The sequence below is a fragment of the Streptococcus dentasini genome (assembly GCF_053206945.1).
Genome location: NZ_JBRUHS010000006.1, coordinates 31,268 through 53,616, shown reverse-complemented (window position 1 = coordinate 53,616; position 22,349 = coordinate 31,268). Strand labels below are relative to the sequence as shown.

The 22,349-nt window shown below is 40.9% G+C and carries 18 protein-coding genes; 8 read left to right on the top strand and 10 right to left on the bottom strand.

The features are described 5' to 3' along the window. Positions 1-92: 92 nt before the first annotated feature. Complete coding sequence (locus ACVR1G_RS05935) at positions 93-296, bottom strand: cold-shock protein (RefSeq protein ID WP_447452272.1); 204 nt, start codon at positions 294-296, stop codon at positions 93-95. Positions 297-462: 166 nt separating this feature from the next. Beyond that, positions 463-2,133, bottom strand: a complete 1,671-nt coding sequence (locus tag ACVR1G_RS05930; protein ID WP_447452271.1) for a formate--tetrahydrofolate ligase — start codon at positions 2,131-2,133, stop codon at positions 463-465. 331 nt (positions 2,134-2,464) lie between these two features. On the opposite strand from ACVR1G_RS05930, the gene ACVR1G_RS05925 reads away from it, so the two are divergent. The 6 genes from ACVR1G_RS05925 (at position 2,465) to ACVR1G_RS05900 (ending at position 8,014) form a co-directional block, all read left to right on the top strand. After that, complete coding sequence (locus ACVR1G_RS05925; RefSeq protein ID WP_447452270.1) at positions 2,465-3,208, top strand: polyphosphate polymerase domain-containing protein; 744 nt, start codon at positions 2,465-2,467, stop codon at positions 3,206-3,208. 18 nt (positions 3,209-3,226) lie between these two features. Further along, positions 3,227-3,916 (top strand): DUF4956 domain-containing protein, encoded by a 690-nt coding sequence (locus ACVR1G_RS05920; RefSeq protein WP_447452269.1) that lies wholly within the window; start codon positions 3,227-3,229, stop codon positions 3,914-3,916. A 156-nt stretch (positions 3,917-4,072) separates the two neighbouring features. After that, a complete protein-coding gene (locus ACVR1G_RS05915; RefSeq protein ID WP_447452268.1) occupies positions 4,073-4,756 on the top strand; it encodes a phosphopantothenate--cysteine ligase in 684 nt (227 codons plus the stop codon). Beyond that, positions 4,749-5,303: a phosphopantothenoylcysteine decarboxylase gene (gene coaC / locus ACVR1G_RS05910; RefSeq protein ID WP_447452267.1), complete on the top strand. Its 555-nt coding sequence runs from the start codon at positions 4,749-4,751 to the stop codon at positions 5,301-5,303. The genes ACVR1G_RS05915 and coaC overlap by 8 nt, the downstream gene beginning before the upstream one ends. Further along, positions 5,287-5,859, top strand: coding sequence for an ECF transporter S component (locus tag ACVR1G_RS05905; protein ID WP_447452266.1), 573 nt, complete (start codon positions 5,287-5,289; stop codon positions 5,857-5,859). The genes coaC and ACVR1G_RS05905 overlap by 17 nt, the downstream gene beginning before the upstream one ends. A gap of 436 nt (positions 5,860-6,295) precedes the next feature. Further along, the gene (locus ACVR1G_RS05900; protein WP_447452265.1) at positions 6,296-8,014 is read left to right on the top strand and encodes a phospho-sugar mutase; all 1,719 of its coding nucleotides are present in this window, start codon (positions 6,296-6,298) and stop codon (positions 8,012-8,014) included. Positions 8,015-8,196: 182 nt separating this feature from the next. Here ACVR1G_RS05900 and ACVR1G_RS05895 read toward each other — a convergent pair whose 3' ends face one another. Next, positions 8,197-8,814: a hypothetical protein gene (locus tag ACVR1G_RS05895; protein WP_447452264.1), complete on the bottom strand. Its 618-nt coding sequence runs from the start codon at positions 8,812-8,814 to the stop codon at positions 8,197-8,199. Between the two features lie 386 nt (positions 8,815-9,200). Here ACVR1G_RS05895 and ACVR1G_RS05890 point away from each other — a divergent pair, with 386 nt between their 5' ends. Beyond that, on the top strand, positions 9,201-9,365 hold the full coding sequence (locus ACVR1G_RS05890) for a ComC/BlpC family leader-containing pheromone/bacteriocin (RefSeq protein ID WP_447452263.1): 165 nt from the start codon (positions 9,201-9,203) through the stop codon (positions 9,363-9,365). Between the two features lie 86 nt (positions 9,366-9,451). On the opposite strand, the gene ACVR1G_RS05885 is transcribed toward ACVR1G_RS05890, so the two are convergent. Continuing rightward, positions 9,452-10,240 carry a class A sortase gene (locus ACVR1G_RS05885; RefSeq protein ID WP_447452262.1) on the bottom strand — a complete coding sequence of 263 codons (789 nt, stop codon included), beginning with the start codon at positions 10,238-10,240 and terminating at the stop codon, positions 9,452-9,454. Further along, positions 10,227-12,689, bottom strand: a complete 2,463-nt coding sequence (gene gyrA, locus ACVR1G_RS05880; RefSeq protein ID WP_447452261.1) for a DNA gyrase subunit A — start codon at positions 12,687-12,689, stop codon at positions 10,227-10,229. The genes ACVR1G_RS05885 and gyrA overlap by 14 nt, the downstream gene beginning before the upstream one ends. A gap of 214 nt (positions 12,690-12,903) precedes the next feature. Here gyrA and ACVR1G_RS05875 point away from each other — a divergent pair, with 214 nt between their 5' ends. After that, positions 12,904-13,893 carry an L-lactate dehydrogenase gene (locus tag ACVR1G_RS05875; RefSeq protein ID WP_447452260.1) on the top strand — a complete coding sequence of 330 codons (990 nt, stop codon included), beginning with the start codon at positions 12,904-12,906 and terminating at the stop codon, positions 13,891-13,893. A 201-nt stretch (positions 13,894-14,094) separates the two neighbouring features. Here the strand turns inward: ACVR1G_RS05875 and nox are convergent, their stop codons facing one another. From nox to ACVR1G_RS05850, 5 genes are all read right to left on the bottom strand, one after another. Continuing rightward, positions 14,095-15,462, bottom strand: a complete 1,368-nt coding sequence (nox, locus tag ACVR1G_RS05870; protein ID WP_447452259.1) for a H2O-forming NADH oxidase — start codon at positions 15,460-15,462, stop codon at positions 14,095-14,097. Positions 15,463-15,820: 358 nt separating this feature from the next. Further along, on the bottom strand, positions 15,821-18,217 hold the full coding sequence (locus ACVR1G_RS05865) for a glycogen/starch/alpha-glucan phosphorylase (protein WP_447452258.1): 2,397 nt from the start codon (positions 18,215-18,217) through the stop codon (positions 15,821-15,823). Between the two features lie 44 nt (positions 18,218-18,261). Beyond that, positions 18,262-19,695, bottom strand: coding sequence for a glycogen synthase GlgA (gene glgA / locus ACVR1G_RS05860; RefSeq protein ID WP_447452257.1), 1,434 nt, complete (start codon positions 19,693-19,695; stop codon positions 18,262-18,264). Beyond that, the gene (glgD, locus tag ACVR1G_RS05855) at positions 19,692-20,825 is read right to left on the bottom strand and encodes a glucose-1-phosphate adenylyltransferase subunit GlgD (protein ID WP_447452256.1); all 1,134 of its coding nucleotides are present in this window, start codon (positions 20,823-20,825) and stop codon (positions 19,692-19,694) included. Before glgD ends, glgA begins: the two co-directional genes overlap by 4 nt. Beyond that, complete coding sequence (locus tag ACVR1G_RS05850; protein WP_447452255.1) at positions 20,815-21,954, bottom strand: glucose-1-phosphate adenylyltransferase; 1,140 nt, start codon at positions 21,952-21,954, stop codon at positions 20,815-20,817. The genes glgD and ACVR1G_RS05850 overlap by 11 nt, the downstream gene beginning before the upstream one ends. Between the last annotated feature and the right edge of the window lie 395 nt (positions 21,955-22,349).

The following is a 22,349-nucleotide window of genomic DNA, read 5'->3' as shown; positions in this document are numbered from 1 at the left end:
TATTACGATCCTATTTTATCAAGCTTCATGGCTATTTGTCTCAATTCCGCTACGTAAAAAGCCACAGCCTTACGCCTGCGACTCCTTTTTATTTAGTTAACTTTCGTAACATTAGCAGCTTGAGGTCCGCGCTGACCTTGCTCGGTATCAAATGCTACTGCCTGACCCTCTTCTAGGGTCTTAAAACCATCACCTTGAATAGCTGAAAAATGTACGAAAACATCTTCACCTGATTCACTAGTAATAAAGCCAAATCCTTTATCAGAATTAAACCATTTCACAGTTCCTTGTGTCATAACCGCACTTCCTTTCCTCTTTACTCGTAATAAACCTAGAGGCCAGAGGTAAGCAACTACATGACTCAAAACTTAATACTCCATCTAGTCTAACCTTTTAATTAATAAAAGTCAAAGATTTACCTCTTTTAGCAACCGATATCGTAAAAACTATGGGGCCCAGCTCTTAAAACAATCCCAGCGGCGTACCGTCTTCTGCCACATCCATATTGAGAGCTGCAGGCTGTTTAGGCAAACCTGGCATGGTCATCACATCACCTGTCAGAGCGACGATAAAGCCAGCACCAGTCTTAGGAACAAATTCACGAATAGAAATCTCAAAATCATCCGGCGCTCCTAACAGAGCTGGATTATCAGAGAAACTATACTGCGTCTTAGCCATACAAACAGGCAGTTTATCCCAGCCCAGATCAACAAATTGCTTCAGTTGAGTTCTGGCTTTCTTTTCAAAGACGACCTTACGACCGCCGTAAATCTTGGTAACAATTGCTTTAATTTTTTCTTCTAAACGATCATCGTCACGATAGAGACTTTGGTAATCGGCCCGCTCCTGCTCAACAGTCTTAATGACAGCTCGAGCAAGTTCAAGTCCGCCATTTGCACCATTAGCCCAGACACTAGCCAACTCAACCGCTGCACCAATACTATCACAAAGCTCCTTCACAGCAGCAATCTCCGCTGATGTATCTGAGACAAATTCATTGATGGCCACAACAGCTGGCAAACCAAATTTACGTATGTTTTCCACATGACGTTTGAGGTTGGCAAAGCCCGACTTGACAGCTTCAACATTCTCTTTAGCAAGCTCTGCTTTGGTCACACCGCCGTGCATCTTGAGGGCGCGAACAGTAGCTACAATAACTACCGCATCTGGTTGCGTTGGCAAATTAGGAGTCTTAATATTTAGAAATTTCTCTGCACCGAGATCAGCCCCAAATCCGGCCTCAGTCACCGTATAATCAGCCAGTCCTAAAGCTGTCGATGTCGCTAAAACAGAATTACAGCCATGGGCAATATTGGCAAAAGGTCCTCCATGAACCAAGGCAGGAGTACCGTATATCGTTTGGACAAGGTTAGGTTTAATGGCATCCTTTAAAATTAAGGTCAGAGCACCTTCAACCTTTAAATCTCTGACATAAACGGGACTGCGGTCAAAGCGATAGCCAATTACAATGTTGGAAAGGCGTTTTTTAAGATCCTGCACATCTGTCGCTAAACACAAGATAGCCATAATCTCTGAGGCTACCGTAATATCGAAGCCATCCTCACGCGGAACTCCATTGATTGGACTTCCAAGTCCGACTGTTACATGGCGAAGGGCACGATCATTGAGGTCGACCACACGCTTCCAAATGATACGACGCTGGTCGATACCCAGCGCATTTCCCTGATGCAGGTGGTTATCAATCAAGGCCGATAGAGCATTATTAGCCGTTGTGATGGCGTGCATATCTCCTGTAAAGTGCAGATTGATGTCTTCCATGGGTAAAACTTGAGCATAGCCGCCGCCAGCAGCACCACCCTTGATTCCCATCACTGGTCCCAGTGATGGTTCACGCAGGGCAATCATAGTTTTCTTACCAATTTTATTAAGAGCATCTGCTAGCCCGATTGTGATCGTTGATTTTCCTTCACCAGCCGGGGTGGGATTAATGGCCGTCACTAAGATCAACTTCCCTGGTGAATTAGCCTTTACTGCCTGTATTTTATCAAAGGAAAGCTTGGCCTTGTACTTACCGTATAATTCTAAATCATCGGTATCAATACCGACCTGTTCAGCAATTTCAGCAATTGGTTTCAACTCTACACCCTGAGCAATTTGGATATCAGATTTCATAGTGACTCCCTTAAAGATTGTTATGACTTTATTATAGCAGAGCTAGACAAAAAACGCATTTTTCAAAAAAATTAATAAATTAATGTTCGGAAATAACTGGTATTATCTGCATCCGATAGGGAAAACTCTTACAGGATGCTCCACTTAGCGCCTAAATTTGCTAGGAGCTGTAGCGAAAGAATTATTAATTGTTTATTAGAAGGTTACACAGTTTCCTAATATTTGTAAGATATTGGTTAATATCGCAATAGAACTCAAAAATGACCTTAATTAGTTCGTAAGACGCCCCTGCTATACTAGGCACCACTAATTACTAAGGAGCGACAGCGGTATGATCAAAGAATTGCAAACTACTTTTAAACGGATTGAAACCAAGTACATGGTTAATAAAGAGCAATTAGGTGCTTTAATCAAGGACCTAAAAATTTATCTGGTAGAGGACGACTATCCAACTTCAACTATTACTAATATTTATTTTGACAACGGTAATTTTGAAATTATTAAGGACTCTATCGCCCACAGACACAATCGTGAAAAGATTCGTCTGCGCACCTATATTTCTAACCCGCAGCCAGACAGCCAGGTCTTTTTGGAAATTAAGAAAAAAGATTCCGAAGGTATCGGGCATAAATTCCGTTTGGTTTCCAATCCACTGTCTGCAATAAAACTTATTACTCAAGGAATTTCTGATGAACACATCACAGATCCCCACATTGTGGAAGAAATCCATACCCTGCGTGAACGCTATAAAAATCTTATCCCCCGTATGTTTATCTACTACGATCGTTACTCACTTAAAGAAAAGCACACCATCAAAGGCTACCCCTATACAAAGATACGCGTCACTATTGATCAGCATATTACCTACCGTGATGAACACGTCACTATGTTTGAAGGGCATCATGGCTATCCTCTTTTGGATGACAATCAGGTCATTATGGAAATCAAAGCTCCAGGTAATATGCCTGAATGGCTTCAGTCCATTCTCGACAAATACGGCATCAAGGAATGCCATTTTTCAAAATATAATACTGCCTATCATAAATCACAGGGACTTCCCATTAACCCTACTTAAACTCTAAAGGAGAACAGTATGTTAGCAACTTTATTTAATTCAGTATTCCCAACAGATAAAACCCCCTCCGTTAATGCTAGTATGCTGGTTTTAGCCATTTTAGTCAGTCTGATTTTAGGAAGCTGTCTGTCTTGGGTCTACAAATACCGTACTCTTTATACACGAGAATTTGTCGTGACACTAACCCTGCTTCCCAGCCTTATAACGCTCGTTATTTTTCTGGTCAACGGCAATCTAGGAACCAGTGTTGCCGTCGCAGGAACCTTTAGCTTGATCCGATTTCGTTCTGCGACCAGTGGCTCACGTGAACTGCTTGCGATTTTTCTATCCATGATTATCGGCCTAGCTTCGGGTATGGGATTCCTTGTGTTAGCAAGCATTTTTACCCTTTTTCTTCTGTTTATCTGGTTTGTATTAGAACGCACAAAAGCTATCTCAGACAGTCAAACACGGCGGCTCTTAACTCTGACAGTGACTCAGCAACCTGATATCGAAAGTAAACTACTGGCTGTTTTTAAAAAGCTCTGTACCACCTATGACTTGATTTCTCTCGCCAGTAGCCAGCAAGACGAGAAATTGCATTTAGTATATGAAGTCGATCTTAAGTCTGACGTACACGATTTTGAGCTTAACCAAACACTTTTAAAGAGCATCGGCGGACTTGATGTTACTATCAGCAAAAAGGCTAAAAAGAAAAAAAATCTCTAATTTTTCAATATATCAACTTGGTCAATTTGGCCAAGTTTTTATATAAAAATTTTCTTCAATTCCTTCACCTATACAATCACACCAACCTCGTACAGAACCGCGGTTCTCGCGGGCTAAATCATTTACAAATATTAGGTAATTTTGTACAATACAGCTATGAAAATTTTGATAACATCGGGAGGAACCTCTGAGGCTATTGATTCAGTTCGTAAGATTACTAATCAGTCCACAGGTTCACTTGGTAAAGTGATAGCTGAGTGCTTTTTAAAAGCGGGACACGAGGTCACTTTGGTTACCGTCAAATCTGCTATCAAACCTGCCAAACATCCTAAACTAACAATTCATGAAATTACTAACGTTTCTTCTTTAATAAATGTATTAGAACCTTTAGTTAAAAGCCAAGATGTTTTCATTCACAGTATGGCTGTATCAGATTACACACCGGTTTACATGACTGGCTTAGCAGAACTACAGTCAGTAAGCGACCCAGAACAACTCTTAAACAAACAAAATCAAGAAGCTAAAATCTCCAGCAAAGCTGATTATCAGGTACTTTTCTTGGCTAAAACCCCAAAGGTTATCAGCCTGATTAAGTCTTGGAACCCAGCTATCAGGCTCGTAGGTTTTAAACTCTTAGTAGATGCCCCCCATGAAGAACTGATTGCAGTTGCTCGTGAGAGCCTGATTAAGAATCATGCTGATTATATTCTTGCCAATGACCTTAATGATATTGGTTTTAATAAGCATGTAGGCTATTTGGTCTCTGAGACTGAGGAGTTTAGAGCAGATACCAAAGAGGCTATTGCTGCTCTAATTTTAGAAAGGGTAACACATGACTAAAACTATTTTACTAGCTATTTCGGGTTCTATTTCAGCCTACAAATCGGCTGATTTAACCAGTCAGCTAAAAAAATTAGGTTACAATGTGCAGATTATAATGTCAGAGGCAGCTACCAAGTTTATCACACCGCTGACCTTGCAAGTGCTGTCCAAAAATCCGGTCTATACCGATGTTATGGAAGAGAAGGTAGCAGACCGTATCAATCATATTGAGCTTGGTAAAGAGACTGATCTCTTTATTCTGGCTCCGGCTTCTGCTAACACTATCGCCAAGCTGGCTAACGGTTTAGCAGACAGCATGATCACCGCAACGGCCCTTGCACTCCCAAACGATCTTCCTAAATTCATAGCCCCAGCTATGAATACAAAAATGTATGACAACCCTTTAACTCAGCGTAATCTATCTATTTTAAATGAGATTGGCTATCAAGAAATTCAGCCACGGTCCAGTCTGTTAGCCTGCGGCGATATCGGTCGCGGTGCCCTAGCTGAACTGTCAGATATTATAGAAGTCATCGAGGAGGCTCTAGATGAATCAGAAAAATAAATCGCGTCAAGTTGCACAGATTTCACTGCTTTTAGCAACAATGGTTGTTATTGAATTTATCAGCCAGATGATATTTGCAGCCTTTCCACTTCCTATTAAACCAAGCATTACTTCTATCCCTGTTATTATAGCCTCTATTATTTACGGTCCTAAAATCGGCGCCACTCTCGGTGGCTTCATGGGAATAATGAGTGTTGTTCGCAACAGCATCATCATACTTCCAACCAGCTACCTCTTCTCTCCCTTTGCACCCGATGGTAACTGGCGATCCTTGATCATTGCCCTGCTTCCACGTATCCTAATCGGTATTTTTCCTTATTTTATCTATAAAGTATTATCCACTCGTACAGGACTGTTCCTTTCAGGACTATCCGGAGCTCTGACCAATACCGTTTTTGTCTTTCTAGGAATTTATCTTCTCTTCTCGGGGGTGTATTCCGGCAATATCCAAACACTTCTAGCTGCTGTTTTCACTAACAATGCTATTGCTGAAATGTTGATCGCGGCTGTAGTTACAACTGCTACAGTACCTGTACTTCAGCGCTTAAAATATTAACTATTACACTTCTTCATCGCATCAGCATTGATCAGTGCTGATGCTTTTTAATGCCCGAACATGACTTAAAACAAGGGGCAACAAAACCTTGGTTTTAAGGCACATACTCTGATGACTTTGTCATACCCACAAAATTATGTAAGTTATCAGATGATCTATAAGAAATCAGCAACTCAAAGGATTTAAATTCTCTCACTTTTCTATTTGTTGCTAAGGTAACAATCAATCACCCTGCCAAACTGCTCGTTCAAATCAACTAATAAAAGCAGACTGTCCTCCCGCTCTTGCTAAGAGAAAGAGAATGTGAAAGGCGCTTTCCCTATGATATCGCGGGGAGCAGTGAATATGACCCCACGCTTAGTGGCTTTCCCCAATCTTGAAGTCATCCTGCTGATATGATATAATGAAAGCGGTTAAAAATATAGAGGAGGCAATCATGACTTATACTGAAAACTATCAAAAATGGCTTAATTTTACGGCTCTTCCTGACTATCTCCGCGACGAACTCGTCAGCATGGATGAAAAGACCAAGGAGGACGCTTTTTATACTAACCTCGAGTTTGGAACCGCCGGTATGCGCGGCATTATTGGTGCCGGTACTAACCGTATCAACATCTACGTGGTACGTCAGGCCACCGAAGGCTTAGCCAAACTTATCGAAACAAAGGGGGATGCTACTAAACAGCGTGGTGTTGCTATTGCCTATGATTCTCGCCACTTTTCCCCAGAATTTGCTTTTGAATCGGCTCAAGTACTGGCACAGCACGGTATCAAGTCCTATGTTTTTGAAAGTCTCCGTCCTACACCTGAACTATCGTTCGCTGTCCGCCACCTTGGAGCCTTTGCTGGCATCATGGTAACTGCCAGTCACAATCCTAAACAATTCAATGGCTATAAAGTGTACGGTGAAGATGGTGGTCAGATGCCGCCAGCCGATGCTGATGCCCTGACTGATTTTATCCGTTCAATTGATAATCCTTTTGATATTCAGTTGGCTGAACTTGAAACTTCTAAGGAAGCAGGCCTTATCACAGTCATTGGTGAAGATGTTGACAAGGAATATCTTAAAGAAGTCAAAGCTGTCAATATTAACCAAAATCTTATTGATGAGTACGGCAAGGATATGAAGATTGTCTACACACCTCTGCATGGTACAGGTGAAATGTTGACTCGCCGCGCGCTAGCTCAGGCTGGTTTCGACTCTGTTCAGGTTGTCGAAGCTCAGGCGGTCGCTGACCCTGATTTTTCAACAGTTAAATCGCCAAATCCTGAAAACCAATCAGCCTTTGCTCTAGCTGAAGATTTGGGACGTCAGGCTGATGCTGATGTTTTGGTGGCTACTGACCCCGATGCAGACCGTCTCGGTGTTGAAATTCGTCAAGTTGATGGCTCTTATCTTAATCTAACAGGCAACCAAATCGGTGCCTTGATTGCTAAGTATATTTTAGAGGCTCATAAAACAGCTGGCACTCTGCCTGCTAATGCTGCTCTAGCTAAATCAATCGTATCGACCGAATTGGTCACCAAGATTGCTGAAAGTTACGGAGCTACCATGTTCAATGTCCTAACTGGCTTCAAATTCATCGCTGAAAAGATTCAGGAATTTGAGGACAAACATAATCACACTTATATGTTTGGCTTTGAAGAAAGTTTCGGCTATCTGATTAAACCGTTTGTACGCGATAAAGACGCTATTCAAGCTGTCCTCATTGTCGCTGAAATCGCGGCCTACTATCGCTCTCGGGACATGACCTTAGCAGACGGTATCGCTGAAATCTACAAAGAATATGGCTACTATGCAGAGAAAACTATCTCTGTTACCCTTTCAGGTGTTGATGGCGCATCTGAAATCAAGAAAATCATGGATAAATTTCGCAAGGATGCTCCTAAGCAATTTAACCATACCGATATTGTTAAGACAGAGGATTTCCTTGAGTTAACAGCGACCAGTCAAGAGGGTGTCGTTGAAAAATTGACCACTCCGCCTAGCAATGTCCTCAAATATAGCCTAGCAGATGACGCTTGGATTGCCGTACGCCCATCTGGTACCGAACCAAAAATTAAATTTTATATTGCTACAGTCGGTACTTCTCAAGAAGATGCTAAAACTAAAATCGCAGCAATTGAGTCTGAAATCAATGCCTTCGTTGGTTAACTTGATTAGATCAAATCTTAGACAAGAAAAGGGTCTCCTATCCGGAAACCCTTTTTAACTTACAATCTTACGATATATAGAAAAACTTATTTCTTATTTATTGCCTCGACCAGGTTCCTTACTACAGGCCTAGTTCGTTACCATAAGGGAAGAAACTTGAACTTGCTTGGTACATCATTACATCATGAAAGTGACTTTATGATTTCCACTCTGGTAATCAGACCGTTTTTCATACTATCAACCCGCAGGGCAACATCATTTAAATAGACAGCTGCGCCGATAGTAACATGCTTTTCTTCGGCCTCCAAGTGACGGACAACAAAATCCCTTAATAATTCACCCTTTTCACCAACCAAATTGACACGTGCTAAAATATTGGCAATCTTAACCTTTTGACTTCCCCGGACAATAATATTAGTAGAATCATCAAAATTAGTAAACAAATATTTACGAGTTGCAAACAAGGCTACAATAGCCAAAATACTCCACAGAGAGTTCAGGCCGCTACTTTGATCTATGACAACATGCCTAGCTATAGCAAAGAGTAAAACCTCAATGATGGTGGCAGAGGTATGCTTACTCAGCATTTTTATCAGCTCAACGCCGATAGCAATGCTCATAGCTTGATTGAGAAAATGCTGCAAATACTCTTCGATAGAGGCTTGGGAATTAAAAATTCCCATAACATTCATGGCCAAAGAGCCCGTCGAGATGACAAGAACGACCATTAAAATAAGAGAAATCAAAATTTCGACATAAAATGATAGCTCATAAAAGCTTACCTGTAAAAACTTCCGCATACGATCTCCCTTTCACCTAGCTACTAAAGAATGCAAACCTGTCTTCTTTTATTATAACTTATCTTTAAAGGAAAAGGTAGTTTGGAAAATTATCAGCATAGGAAAAACACTGCTAAAGAACTCCCTAATTCTTGCATTCTATTCTACTTTTCGGTGTCATGCTTAGTTTTTCTATTATGATTATTTAGAAGCTTGACCCCCAATGTTTAAGTAAACTTCGAGAAAATTATTATCGTATTTACGAAATAACTAAGCCTTTCTAACAAGTAAACTCCTCCTCTTGAATTTCACTTAAGATATATTGAAATGAAAACGTATCTAACAAACGAGTTGGTACCGCTCGCTTTGAAAGGTATAAAATTTTTTATAAGGAGATGTTTTATACGATGAAAACACTAGCATTTGAACAATTTGAAGCTGTAGATAATGAAACTTTAGCTACGGTTGAAGGGGGTGCTTTGAGAGACTGGAGTTATATTCTATATGGCCCTGTAGGTGGCTATCTAGTTAATGAATGGGCTTCTGGGGAGTTATTTAATGAGTGGGAGTAGGAGTGAGTATCCCCCTTCAAAGTGGGCAGGCCTTTATTTTTAGAAATTCAAAATCAGCCTCTGAATCTTGCAGAAGCTGATTTTTCTTACATTGATAATTGATTGTAAGAACGGTTAAAGGCTGAAATGATTTTAGGTGAGGCCTTACTATAGGCTGTTTCTTCTTTATAATTAGCACTGACAATAATACGGTGTGATGCTTCGGCATCGTCACAAGTAACTAAGGTTAAAGTCTTAGCACCGGGTGTATCATCAATCACAGCAACATCCGTCGGATCAACTGTTTTAACCTCTGCAATTATATAGGTATAAACGGTATTTTTATCCGTTACATAGATTTCCATACCTTCCTTGGCATTTTCTAAGGGAGAAAACAGCATTTTCGAGGCACCAGTGACACCAAAAACATGGTGACTAGCCAAAGCATAGTTATTTTCGCCCCCCATGACCTGATTTTCCTTCATCGTACCTGCTCCGTACGATAACTCAGTATTGCCAAGCCCCTTAAAGATTGGTAAGTTCAGTTCCAAATCCGGAATAGCAATACCGCCGATAACCGGCAGATTTTGGGCATCCATTTGTGAGGAAAGAACGGACTGGGCAGAGATAGATTCTACAGAATCAAAATCATAGGTTACGTCTGCTTTCTTGTTTTTATTCAAAGTCTGCTTTGATACCTTAGATACTTGATACTTATTTGTATTCCAAGCAATTATTGAGTTTCGAATGGAGCGGTTAAAAATCAGTGCCAACCCAAGCAACATAAGAAGAATAATCAGTATCGTACGCAACCAAGAACGAGACCTTTTTCCAGAAGCCCGCGACTTATCCTGTCTTTTACGGCTGTGATGTTGTGTCGTATTAGTCTTGGCCATCAGTGTCTTGTCCTTCCTTTTCTTCTTCCTCATTGTCGACAAGCGCAAAGGTTACAATCTTGGATTGGTCATCTAGACGCATCACCTTAACTCCCATTGTTGATCGGCCGGTTTGAGAGATATCAGACACGCCTGTACGAATAATAACACCTGTATCAGTCATAATCATGATATCCTCCTCACCCCTGATAGTTACCAGACCAGCCAACTGACCATTTTTAGCCGTAATATTAGCTGTCTTAATTCCTTTACCACCGCGGCCCTTAGTAGGATATTCAGACGCTTGGGTGCGTTTCCCATAACCTTTTTCTGTAATCACCAGTACTTCTTGATTCTCGGTGATGACTGAGGCACCAATAACTAAGTCCCCATCACGCAGGGTAATTCCCTTGACACCTGTAGCACTGCGTCCCATATTGCGGACAGTAGTCTCATTAAAGCGCACAGAGTAACCAAACTGCGTTCCAATAATAATGTCATCCTGACCGCTAGTCAAGAGGACATTGATCAGTTCATCACCTTCTCTAAGGTTAAGAGCCTTAAGACCATTCTGGCGAATATTGGTAAATTCAGAAACTCCTGTTCGTTTAACCAAACCTTGTTTTGTTGTAAAGAAGAAGGATTTCTCAGTTGCTGATCCCTGCTCCAAACTAATAATCGTCTGGATAGTCTCACCTTCTGCTAATTTCAAGAGATTGACAACTGGTAGTCCCTTGGCTGTTCGACCATATTCTGGAATTTCGTAGCCTTTGAGGCGATAGACTCGACCTTGATTCGTAAAGAAGAGCACCGCATCATGGGTACTGGTTGAAACTAGGTCACGAACAAAATCGTCATCATTGACACCAGTACCTTGAACACCACGGCCACCGCGTTTCTGAGCTCTAAACTCATCTTGGGCCAAGCGTTTGATATACCCCTTATTCGAGAGTGTAATCAGGACATTCTCTTCTTCAATCAAATCTTCGTCTTCCAGTGAGAGCACTTCCCCTACCATCAGCTCGGTGCGACGATCATCAGCAAATTTTCGCTTAATATCGTCCATCTCTTCTTTAATAATATTAACAACTCGCTCTGGCTTGGCCAGAATATCAGCTAAATCAGCAATCAAAGCCAAGAGGTCATTGTATTCATTTTGAATTTTATCGCGTTCCAAACCGGTTAAACGGCGCAGACGCATATCAAGAATAGCCTGACTTTGCCGCTCAGACAAATCAAAACGCGACATTAATTCGGCCTGAGCCTCTGCGTCAGTCTGGCTGCCACGGATAATAGCAATAACCTCATCCAGATGGTCCAAAGCGATTAGCAAGCCTTCTAAAATGTGGGCTCTAGCTTCAGCCTTTTCCTTGTCAAACTGAGTCCGACGAACAATAACTTCTTTTTGGTGGGCAATGTAATTCTCGATAATTTGTCGTAAAGACAAAATCTTTGGCACACCACTTTCAATCGCCAACATATTAAAACTAAAGTTGGTCTGCAAACTTGTTAGCTTAAAGAGATTATTCAGTATAACATTGGCAGAGGCATCACGTCGGACCTCAATGATAAAGCGAACACCTTCACGACTGGATTCATCACGAACAGCTGTAATGCCTTCCACGCGCTTTTCCTGAGCCAAGCGCACAATATGCTCATGCACCTTAGTCTTATTGACACCGTAAGGGAACTCTGTCACAACGATACGTTCACGACCCGATTTAGTCGTCTCAATCTCGGTTCGTGAGCGCAAAACGATAGATCCCTTGCCCGTCTCATAAGCACGGTGAATCCCTGATTTTCCCATAACAAGGGCACCTGTAGGAAAGTCTGGCCCAGGCAAGACCTCCATGATATCTCTGGTCGTAGCATCTGGTTTATCCATAACAAGCTTAACCGCATCAATAGCTTCACCTAAGTTATGTGGTGGGATATTAGTTGCCATCCCAACAGCAATCCCTGTTGCTCCATTGACGAGCAAGTTAGGAAAGCGTGACGGTAAAACCATGGGTTCACGTTCACTACCATCATAGTTTTCTTGGAAGTCAACTGTATTCTTATTAATGTCCCGGAGCATTTCCAAGGCAATCTTGCTCATACGTGCTTCAGTATAACGCTGAGCTGCCGCACCATCGCCATCCATAGATCCAAAATTTCCGTGGCCATCCACCAACATGTGCCGATAGGACCACCACTGAGCCATCCGAACCATGGCCTCATAAATTGAGGAGTCACCATGAGGATGGTACTTCCCCATAACATCCCCTGTAATACGAGCAGACTTCTTATGGGGCTTATCTGGCGTGACTCCCAGTTCATTCATACCATATAGAATACGGCGGTGAACTGGTTTGAGACCGTCTCTGACATCTGGCAATGCCCGAGCAACGATGACACTCATGGCATAGTCGATGAAACTGGTTTTCATTTCGCTAGTCAGATTAACGTCTACTAAATTTCTGTCTTGCATTAAAGCTATCTCTTTCCTGTTTAGATATACCCTGTTATTATACCATAAAAACAGTATCTTTTCAGCATTTTCAGCCCTTTTCAATTTTTAAAGCAAGCACTCTCAGCCTCTTTGTCAAAGCAATAGCTTGATTTCTTAGTGACATTTTCTGAAAAAGGTGGTAAGATAGAGTCGTATGGGTTTAAGCCTAAAAAAATTAAGGAGATGTTTAGACATGACTGCAACTAAACAACATAAAAAAGTCATCCTTGTCGGTGACGGTGCCGTAGGATCATCTTACGCATTCTCACTCGTTAACCAAGGTATCGCTCAAGAGCTTGGTATTATCGAGATTCCTCAATTATTTGAAAAAGCTGTCGGTGACGCACTTGACCTTAGCCACGCACTTGCTTTTACGTCACCTAAAAAGATTTATGCTGCGAAATATGAAGACTGTGCAGATGCTGATCTTGTCGTTATTACTGCTGGTGCTCCTCAAAAACCAGGTGAAACACGCCTAGATTTGGTTGGTAAGAACCTTGCCATCAACAAATCAATCGTTACCGAAGTTGTTAAATCCGGTTTCAATGGTATTTTCTTGGTTGCTGCGAACCCTGTTGATGTCTTGACATACTCAACATGGAAATTCTCAGGTTTCCCTAAGGAACGTGTTATTGGTTCAGGTACATCTCTTGATACTGCTCGTTTCCGTCAAGCTCTTGCTGAAAAGCTTGATGTGGATGCACGTTCTGTCCATGCCTACATTATGGGTGAACACGGTGACTCAGAATTTGCTGTTTGGTCACACGCTAACGTAGCCGGTGTTAATCTTGAAAGTTACTTGCAGGATGTCCAAAACTTCAATGCAACTGAATTAGTTGATCTGTTTGAAGGGGTTCGTGATGCTGCTTATACTATCATCAACAAAAAAGGAGCTACCTTCTATGGTATTGCTGTAGCTCTGGCTCGTATTACAAAAGCTATTCTGGATGATGAAAATGCTGTTCTGCCGCTCTCTGTCTTCCAAGACGGTCAATATGAAGGCGTTAACGATGTCTTTGTTGGTCAACCTGCTATCGTTGGTGCCCATGGTATCGTTCGCCCTGTCAACATCCCATTGAACGATGCAGAAAAACAAAAAATGCAGGCTTCTGCTCAAGAATTAAAAGCAATTATTGATGAAGCTTGGAAGAACCCTGAATTCCAAGAAGCTTCTAAAAACTAATCATAATTTCTATATGTGAAAAAGACGCTCCGATGGAGCGTCTTTTTCACGAGCTTAAAAATAAGGAAAGCGAGTCAGCTCCAGTGGAGCGTTTTTTATGAGCTTGAAAACATGAAAACAAGAAAGCAAATTCTGTTGCTCAAGATAAAAAGAGAAGAGTATCAATATCCCTCCTCTTCTTCACTAACGATTCAAATCAACTTATTTTGCATCCAAAGCAGCCATTGTAATATAGTTATAAGGCTTATTAAAATGCGGAAGGAAGAAAATATCAGTCAAAGCTAGTTGATCCACTGTGACTCCCTCTTGAATTGCCAGAGAAAACATATGAATTCCCAGAGAAATATTTTCCTTAGAAGCCATCTGGGCTCCCAATACGCGGCGATTATCCTTATCATAAATAATTTTAAGGGTCACTGGATTATTGTCATCTTCGATGAACTCAGGCTTTTGTAAATCAGTGACTTCAGTTGCAGCTGCATTAAAGCCAAGTTTTTCAGCCTTTTCCAAAGTTAAACCGGTTGATACCATATTGAAACCATAGATAGAAATGCCATTGGAACCTTGAACACCAATGCCTTCCAATTCATGCCCAGCAGCATTATGAGCTGCAACAATGCCAGTCCGCAAAGCGTTCGATGCCAGAGCGATATAGTTTGTGTCCCCCGTTGCATTATCATAAATTGTCGCACAGTCACCAATAGCATAAACATCTTTCACGCTTGTTTCTTGCTTCTTATTAACAATCCAGGCACCGTTGCGGAAGGTCTCTAATTTGCCCTGACCAAGTGAAGTATTAGGGCGGAATCCCACAGCTAGAATAACCATATCTACATCAAACTCTGCTTTATCCGTAATAATCTTTTCAACCTTATCTCGCCCGGCAATTTCCTTAACGGTCTGACCGAAAGCCAATTTTATACCGTGCTCCTCTAAATTTTGCGCCATCTTATCTGTCAAGTCTTTATCATAATAGCCTGCCATACAAGTATCAGCTACATCAATAAGCACGACTTCTTTGCCTTTACGCTGAAAGGCTTCCGCTAATTCTACGCCAATATAGCCTGCCCCGACAACTGCTACACGATTAATATTCTTATCCTTCAGTTTTTCAATAACATCTTGGGCGTTCTGATAGAGTTTAACAAATTGGAGATTTTTCAAAGTTGCTTCAAACTCTTTAGAACCTTCTTTGATAGCCGCTCCCTTGATCGGTGGCAAAATAGGCTGAGAACCTGTTGCTAAAATCAATTTATCATAAGATTCAACATGGTTATTACCATTGACTAAGGCTGTCACTTCCTTTTTGTCGTAATCGATATGAATCACCGGTGAATTCATATAGACCTTGGCACCCAGGCCTTCTAACTCTTCCTTATCGGAATAGAAAAGACCGTCTCCATTAGAGATTTGATTACCAATCCACAGAGCCATGCCACAACCCAAAAAGGATATATTTGAATTTTGATCGAAGGTCACCACCTCATGCTCATTACCATAATTATTTAAAATCGTCTTGATAGCGGCCGTACCAGCATGGTTAGTCCCGACAACAACAATTTTTGACATAAGTTTTCCAACTTTCTATTAATTTACTTTTTGAGTTTACCATGATATGAAAACGATTACAAGAATTATGCTCATAGTTTCCAGAAATCTCAAAGAAAATTTTGATGGCATTGCTGAAAAATTGAGGTATACTTTTTCTATCTATTACTTATTTGCTTTGCAAGATACATAAAAGCCAGTCTTTTGAGACTGGCTCTATTACCAATATCTAGAAAATAAGCAATAATAAGTTAGATTTAGTAGCTTACCATTCAAATATAAAAGTTGGAAAAACCATTAAGATATTAAGATAAAAGCTACTCACTTCTTCTGTGCTAAATCTCACAGTCTGCCCATAAGTCTTATCAGCAGAAACAACTCATTTTCTTAATTCCCAAATTTCCTTGGCATATTGGCTAATCGTATCGTCAGAAGTAAAGCGGTGTGACTTTGCGATATTAGTCAAGCTGATACGAGCCCAATTTTCTTTAGCGCGATAAAGACGATCAATTTTTGCCTGAGCGTCAACGTAAGCATGAAAATCCTCTAACAGAAAATATTCATCATTGTGCTGGATTAGAGCTTCATAGATTTCCACTCCCTCACTTTGAATATTCGGAATGGTTCCATTAACGAAGCTGTCAACGACCCTATGGATGATGGGGTCATTTTCATAAAGATCCCGTGAATGATAGTCATTAGACTGATAATGAGCATAGACAGCATCTTTATCCATACCAAAGATGACAATATTATCATCTCCCACTTCATCTTTAATCTCAATATTAGCGCCATCAAGTGTAGCTAGGGTAACAGCTCCTGTCATCATAAATTTCATATTAGAAGTTCCCGAGGCCTCCTTAGAAGCTAATGAAATTTGTTCCGAAACATCTGCGGCTGGAATAATAAGCTCGGCCAGACTAACATTATAATTTTCCAAGAAGAAAACTTTTAACTTTCCTTGCAGACTTTCATCATAGTTGACCAGTCGGGCCAACTCATTGATAATCTTGATAACCGATTTGGCAAAATGGTAACCGGGTGCCGCTTTGGCGCCAAAGATGAAAACACGCGGTACCATGTCTTTATCAGGATTGTCCTTCAAATCCCAGTAAAGCTTAATAATATGAAGAACGTTCAAGAGCTGACGTTTATAAGCATGGAGGCGCTTGACCTGAACATCAAAGATCGCATCCGTTGAAACCTCAATTCCTGTTGTTTCTTTAATATAGGAAGCTAAACGTTCCTTAGAATCCTTTTTAACCCGATAAAAAGTATCTAACACTTCTTGATCATCTAGGTAGGTCGCTAATCCTTCCAATTCATGGATATCCTTGCGCCAGCCAGTACCAATAACTTGATCAATTGCACCAGCTAACTCGGGAGCAGCAATCTGCGTCCAACGGCGAGGAACAATGCCGTTAGTTTTATTATTAAATTTTTCCGGATACAATTTATAAAAACTGCGCAGAGTGTCTTCTTTCAATAATTCTGTATGAAGTTTGGCAACACCATTAATAGAATGTCCACCAATAATAGCGAGATTTGCCATATGAATCTGGTCATCTCTAACTATACGGGTATTATTAACGACACTAGCATCGTACCCGGCTTTACCAAGGTTGGCGACAAAGCGGTTATCAATCTCAAGAATAATCTGATATACACGCGGAAGAACCTTCTTGAAGAGCTCTGCATCCCATTTTTCCAAGGCTTCTGATAAAATCGTATGGTTAGTATAACTCATAGTCTTAACAGTCGCCTGCCAAGCAATATCCCAAGACAGTCCATAATCGTCAACCAAAAGGCGCATAAACTCAGCTGGTGCTACTGCCGGATGCGTATCATTGATATGGACTGAAACCTTTTCATGAATAGCTTCCAGTGGATTTCCTTGTTTAAGATAATGCTTGATAATAGTTTGCAGGCCGGCACTGGTCATGAAATATTCCTGAATCAAACGCAACTGTTTGCCTTCTAAAGTTGAATCATCTGGATAGAGGATAGCTGTAATATCGTTGACAGCACGTCTAGAAGCCAAAGTCGGATAATTCACTTCTTGATCTTCTGGAATCTCGACATCCCAAAGGCGCAAATTATTGACGATATCATTTTGAAAACCAATCTGCGGAACATCATACGGCACAGCACGCAGAACCTGACTATTATGATAAGTAGGAACAAGGTGGCCGTCCTCATTTTGTTCCAAGAAAACATCACCAAATAGGCGAACATCTACGGCATCATGATCCTTCCGAACTTCCCAAACATTTCCCAGTGTACCGAACCAATCATCAGGCAATTCCATCTGATGACCATCAATAATCTTTTGTTTGAAAAGACCATAGCGATAACGCAAACCATTACCAAATCCAGGATAGCCCGTGGTAGCTAGTGAATCCATAAAAGCAGCCGCTAGCCGACCTAAACCGCCATTTCCCAGAGCCATATCGTGCTCGGCATTCTTGATATGGTCAAAATCAATACCTAATTCCGCAAACCCCTCTTTAACGATATCCAAAATTCCAAGATTTAAAAGATTCGTCTCCAACATACGGCCGGGTAAAAATTCAATAGAAAAATAGTAAGCAATTTTTTCCTTATCAGCGGTGAGTTTACGATTTCGCTCCAGCCACAAAGGTGTATAATACTTACGAATAACCTTTGCCAAGGTCGCAAATAATTCTTTGGCTGTTGCATCAGGAACTTTGATCAGTTGTTCTTCATGCAGGGTATCTTTAAAATCACGGATAAATTGCTCTTTAGTGAGTGTCATGCTTCTTCTACCTTCTTATCTAAGTGCATACTACCAACAAATAATTAATTGACCATATTTTGGTATAAATGGTCATAGGCTTGGCTGGCGGTATCCCACGAAAAGTCTTGCGACATAGCTTGGTGTTGCAAAAGTTTCCAGTCATCTGGACGATTATGATAAACGTCCAAAGCATATTTTAATGTATTGGTCATAAGATAACCTGAAAAGCCATGGAAAGAAAAACCAGTTCCTGATTGATCACGCTCATCATAAGGAATAACTGTATCTTTAAGCCCACCTACTTCATGAACAAGTGGCAGAGTACCGTAACGCATCGCCATCATCTGCGACAGACCGCACGGTTCAAAGGCTGACGGCATTAGGAATATATCGCTAGCGCCATAAATTTGTTGCGCTAACCCAAGATCAAAGGTGATATTGGCAGATAGCTTATCTGGGTATTGACTGGCAAACCAAGCAAAAGCATTCTCATAATCCGAATATCCCGTTCCTAAAACAACGACCTGCAAATCAAACTGTAAAATATGCTGCAATTCACTGACAACTAAGGAGAAGCCCTTTTGATCGGTCAAGCGCGAAACAATACCAATTAGGGGTGTATCTGCCTCAACCGGCAGCCCTAAATCTTCTTGTAACTTCGCCTTATTAACAGCTTTTCCAGATAGGTTGTCAATTGAAAACGGTGCCTTTAGATAGCTATCCGTTTCCGGATTGAAAAGATCAGTATCAATACCATTGACTACTCCAGACAGTTTACCAGATTCCATCCGCATAATCTGATCCAGTCCCTTACCAAATTCAGGAGTCATAATCTCTTGGGCGTAGGATGGAGAAACTGTAGTCACACGATCCGCATAAAGCACCGCCGCCTTCATCCAGTTTAAACTGTCATTCCACCTAAGTGTTCCATCGGCATAACGTTCACCGCCGACACCGAATAAATCCCCCAACATGCTGGCATCAAATTGGCCTTGGAACTCAATATTATGAATCGTGAAAACCGTCTTAATAGAGCGATAAGCCTCAATCCAATGATACTTTTCCTTAAGTAAGAAAGGAATCATAGCGGTATGGTAGTCATTAACATGTAGAACGTCTGGAATAAAATCAATCTTTTCCATCAACTCAAGGGCTGCTAGTTGGAAGAAAGCAAAGCGTTCACCATCATCCCAATCGCCATAAATATGACCGCGGAAGAAGTAGGATTGATTGTCTAAAAAATAAAATGTTACCCCATCTTTTACTAAACTCTTGACACCAACATACTGATGACGCCAGCCAACATTAGTGAAATAGTACATGACATTTTCTACTTCTTGACCAAACTTAGCATCAATAACATCGTAGTAGGGGAGGACGACAGCTACTTGATGTCCCTTTTTAAAAAGAGACTTGGGTAATGCGCCAATGACATCACCCAAACCACCGGCTTTTGCAAAAGGTGCCCCTTCTGCTGCTACAAACATGATTTTCATTGAATAATATCTCCAGTAATTTCTTGACCCTTACCAATCACCAAGGGATTCTCAACTGTTCCTCGCAGGGTCACACCAGCAGGGATACTAATCCCTTTGTCCACAATAACGTGATCTATAACCGCACCAGCACCAACAGAGACTTTGGGGAAAATAACAGAATCGCTGACCTGCGCTCCCTCTTCAACACGGCAAGAACGCGAGACAATTGAGTGATGTACAGTCCCTTTAATAATTGAACCAGAGGCAAACTGTGAACGCTTAACATCTGAGCCTGATGCAAAGTAAGAAGATTCCTCATTTTTCACCTTAGTATAAACCTTTTGGTTACCATAAAAGAGTGCATAAAATTTCTGCGAATCCAGCATATCCATATTAGCATCATAATAGGACTTAACCGAACAGATATTAGAGAGGTAACCCGTATGCTCAAAGGCTAAGGCGCCAGACTCTACCAAAAGATCACGTAACAAGTAGCGTATCTTTCGTGGATTTTCCTTTTTAGATTCTTCTTCAAGTCGTTCAATTAACCAAGGCGTATTGACGATGAAAATATCCGCTGACATCGGTACTGGTTCTTGCGTCGTTTTAGGATCTAATTTGCCGACAACATGGTCTGTCTCATCAATACTTAAAACTTCATTAGCCTCAGATATATGTTCTCTTGGAACTTTCTTATAAACAACCGTCATACTTTGACTATTGACATTATGCAAATGGATAACCTGCTGTAAATTGATATTACAGAGAATATCACTAGACATATAAACGGTCTGATCTGTATTAGCTCGTTTAAGATAAGTCAAAATTTGGCTGTAATAATCGGAATCTGTGATATGGGTCTGATCATCATTCTCGTAAAAGCCTAGGAAATAATGGCTTAACAGCGTATTGAGCCCCCATTCCCGCCCTGAGCGAATGTGATCAAAAACCGAACGAATATTTTGACCGCGGAAAATTCCGTATACGCTGCGAATACCAGCATTAGCTAAACTAGACAGCTGAAAGTCCAACAAGCGATATTTCCCATCAAAGGGAAGACTCGCCAAAGGACGCTTTTCTGTTAATTTCCCCATATCATGGTAGCCAACTGCGTTACCTAGAATAGCAGAATACTTATCAATCTTCATTTGAAACCCCCACCACTTCATTATAGCCTACAACTTGCACTTCGTCTGTACCATCAATTTCAACACCTTCACCGACCACAGCGCCTTCGCCAACAATAGCTCGATAGATCTTAGCTCCCTTTTTGATGGTCGCACCACTCATGATAAAGCTGTCCTTGATTTCCACGCCCTCTTCTACTTTAACACTGGTTGATAAAATAGAGTGTTCAACTTTACCAGATACAAAACAGCCATCCACAATTAGCGAATCAGAAACCTGCGCCTCATCTGTAATAAAGTTAGGTGGCGCAATCACATTTTTAGAATAAATTTTCCAATTGCGATCGCGGCTATGAAGAGCATTGTCCTCACCAATATATTCCATATTAGCTTCCCAGAGGGATTCAATCGTCCCAACATCTTTCCAATAGCCTGCAAAATTATAGGTATAGACAGGTTCCCCTTGCTCGAGATAAGCTGGGATAACATTCTTACCAAAGTCAGACATATCAATATTATTTTTCTCAGCTTCCAAAAGCATAGCTCTGAGCTTTTGCCAATCAAAGATATAGATTCCCATGGAAGCCTTAGTAGACTTAGGATTCTCTGGTTTTTCTTCAAATTCTACAATGCGATCGTTAGAATCTGTATTCATGATACCAAAACGACTGGCTTCCTTGAGTGGAACATCAATAACCGCAACTGTCAGACTAGCCATATTATCTTTATGTGTCTGAAGCATGTCATCATAGTCCATCTTATAGATATGATCTCCTGATAAAATCAGGACATATTCAGGATTCATACTATCAATATAATCAATATTTTGATAAATAGCATGGCTAGTTCCTTGGAACCAGCGGTTACCTTCTGTGGCCGAGTAAGGTTGCAAAATCGTAGCACCACTGTCAATACCATCTAATCCCCAAGCAGAACCATTTCCAATATGACTGTTTAAAGCCAAGGGTTGGTACTGAGTGATAACCCCAACGTTATTAATACCAGAGTTAGCGCAGTTGGATAAGGCAAAGTCAATAATACGGTAACGCCCTCCAAACTGCACAGCAGGTTTCGCAATACTTTGGGTTAATTTCCCCAAACGCGTTCCTTGACCTCCAGCCAAAATCAACGCTAGCATTTCATTTTTCATCTATTCTATCTCCTTCCATAAGATACCAATTCATTTTAAATAACTTAGCGAGAAATAAGGATCATAGCGAAGATGCTCAAGCAGCAAATTGAAATATTCCAGAAATACCATATCTGTAGGAGCTAAAGCACCAACACAGCCATGTCTCTTATTTCATAGAGTCGTAAATAATTCAGTTATTATGATACAATCTTTTAGACACTTCAAGGGAAAGGGAAGAAAAGTAACAATCCTAAGTAAAAAATTGAAGCATTTCCTCCCCTACTATTATCACTCCTTGATTCTTAGTTGAAAAGACAAACTTCAACAGCCTAATAAACTTTAGAAAATCAAGGACATCCTTAGCCATTAAAATGCAAAAAGCACCGCAGACAAAGCCGTATTACTGCGCTTCA

What these genes read in the sequence shown, in the direction of transcription:
- coaC (WP_447452267.1), top strand. Translation starts at nt 4,749, where the DNA reads ATGACTAAAACTATTTTACTAGCTATTTCGGGTTCTATTTCAGCCTAC.
- ACVR1G_RS05865 (WP_447452258.1), bottom strand. Translation starts at nt 18,217, where the DNA reads ATGACACTCACTAAAGAGCAATTTATCCGTGATTTTAAAGATACCCTG.
- ACVR1G_RS05925 (WP_447452270.1), top strand. Translation starts at nt 2,465, where the DNA reads ATGATCAAAGAATTGCAAACTACTTTTAAACGGATTGAAACCAAGTAC.
- gyrA (WP_447452261.1), bottom strand. Translation starts at nt 12,689, where the DNA reads ATGCAAGACAGAAATTTAGTAGACGTTAATCTGACTAGCGAAATGAAA.
- ACVR1G_RS05935 (WP_447452272.1), bottom strand. Translation starts at nt 296, where the DNA reads ATGACACAAGGAACTGTGAAATGGTTTAATTCTGATAAAGGATTTGGC.
- glgA (WP_447452257.1), bottom strand. Translation starts at nt 19,695, where the DNA reads ATGAAAATCATGTTTGTAGCAGCAGAAGGGGCACCTTTTGCAAAAGCC.
- glgD (WP_447452256.1), bottom strand. Translation starts at nt 20,825, where the DNA reads ATGAAGATTGATAAGTATTCTGCTATTCTAGGTAACGCAGTTGGCTAC.
- ACVR1G_RS05895 (WP_447452264.1), bottom strand. Translation starts at nt 8,814, where the DNA reads ATGCGGAAGTTTTTACAGGTAAGCTTTTATGAGCTATCATTTTATGTC.
- ACVR1G_RS05875 (WP_447452260.1), top strand. Translation starts at nt 12,904, where the DNA reads ATGACTGCAACTAAACAACATAAAAAAGTCATCCTTGTCGGTGACGGT.
- ACVR1G_RS05900 (WP_447452265.1), top strand. Translation starts at nt 6,296, where the DNA reads ATGACTTATACTGAAAACTATCAAAAATGGCTTAATTTTACGGCTCTT.
- ACVR1G_RS05930 (WP_447452271.1), bottom strand. Translation starts at nt 2,133, where the DNA reads ATGAAATCTGATATCCAAATTGCTCAGGGTGTAGAGTTGAAACCAATT.
- ACVR1G_RS05850 (WP_447452255.1), bottom strand. Translation starts at nt 21,954, where the DNA reads ATGAAAAATGAAATGCTAGCGTTGATTTTGGCTGGAGGTCAAGGAACG.
- ACVR1G_RS05890 (WP_447452263.1), top strand. Translation starts at nt 9,201, where the DNA reads ATGAAAACACTAGCATTTGAACAATTTGAAGCTGTAGATAATGAAACT.
- ACVR1G_RS05885 (WP_447452262.1), bottom strand. Translation starts at nt 10,240, where the DNA reads ATGGCCAAGACTAATACGACACAACATCACAGCCGTAAAAGACAGGAT.
- ACVR1G_RS05905 (WP_447452266.1), top strand. Translation starts at nt 5,287, where the DNA reads ATGAATCAGAAAAATAAATCGCGTCAAGTTGCACAGATTTCACTGCTT.
- nox (WP_447452259.1), bottom strand. Translation starts at nt 15,462, where the DNA reads ATGTCAAAAATTGTTGTTGTCGGGACTAACCATGCTGGTACGGCCGCT.
- ACVR1G_RS05920 (WP_447452269.1), top strand. Translation starts at nt 3,227, where the DNA reads ATGTTAGCAACTTTATTTAATTCAGTATTCCCAACAGATAAAACCCCC.
- ACVR1G_RS05915 (WP_447452268.1), top strand. Translation starts at nt 4,073, where the DNA reads ATGAAAATTTTGATAACATCGGGAGGAACCTCTGAGGCTATTGATTCA.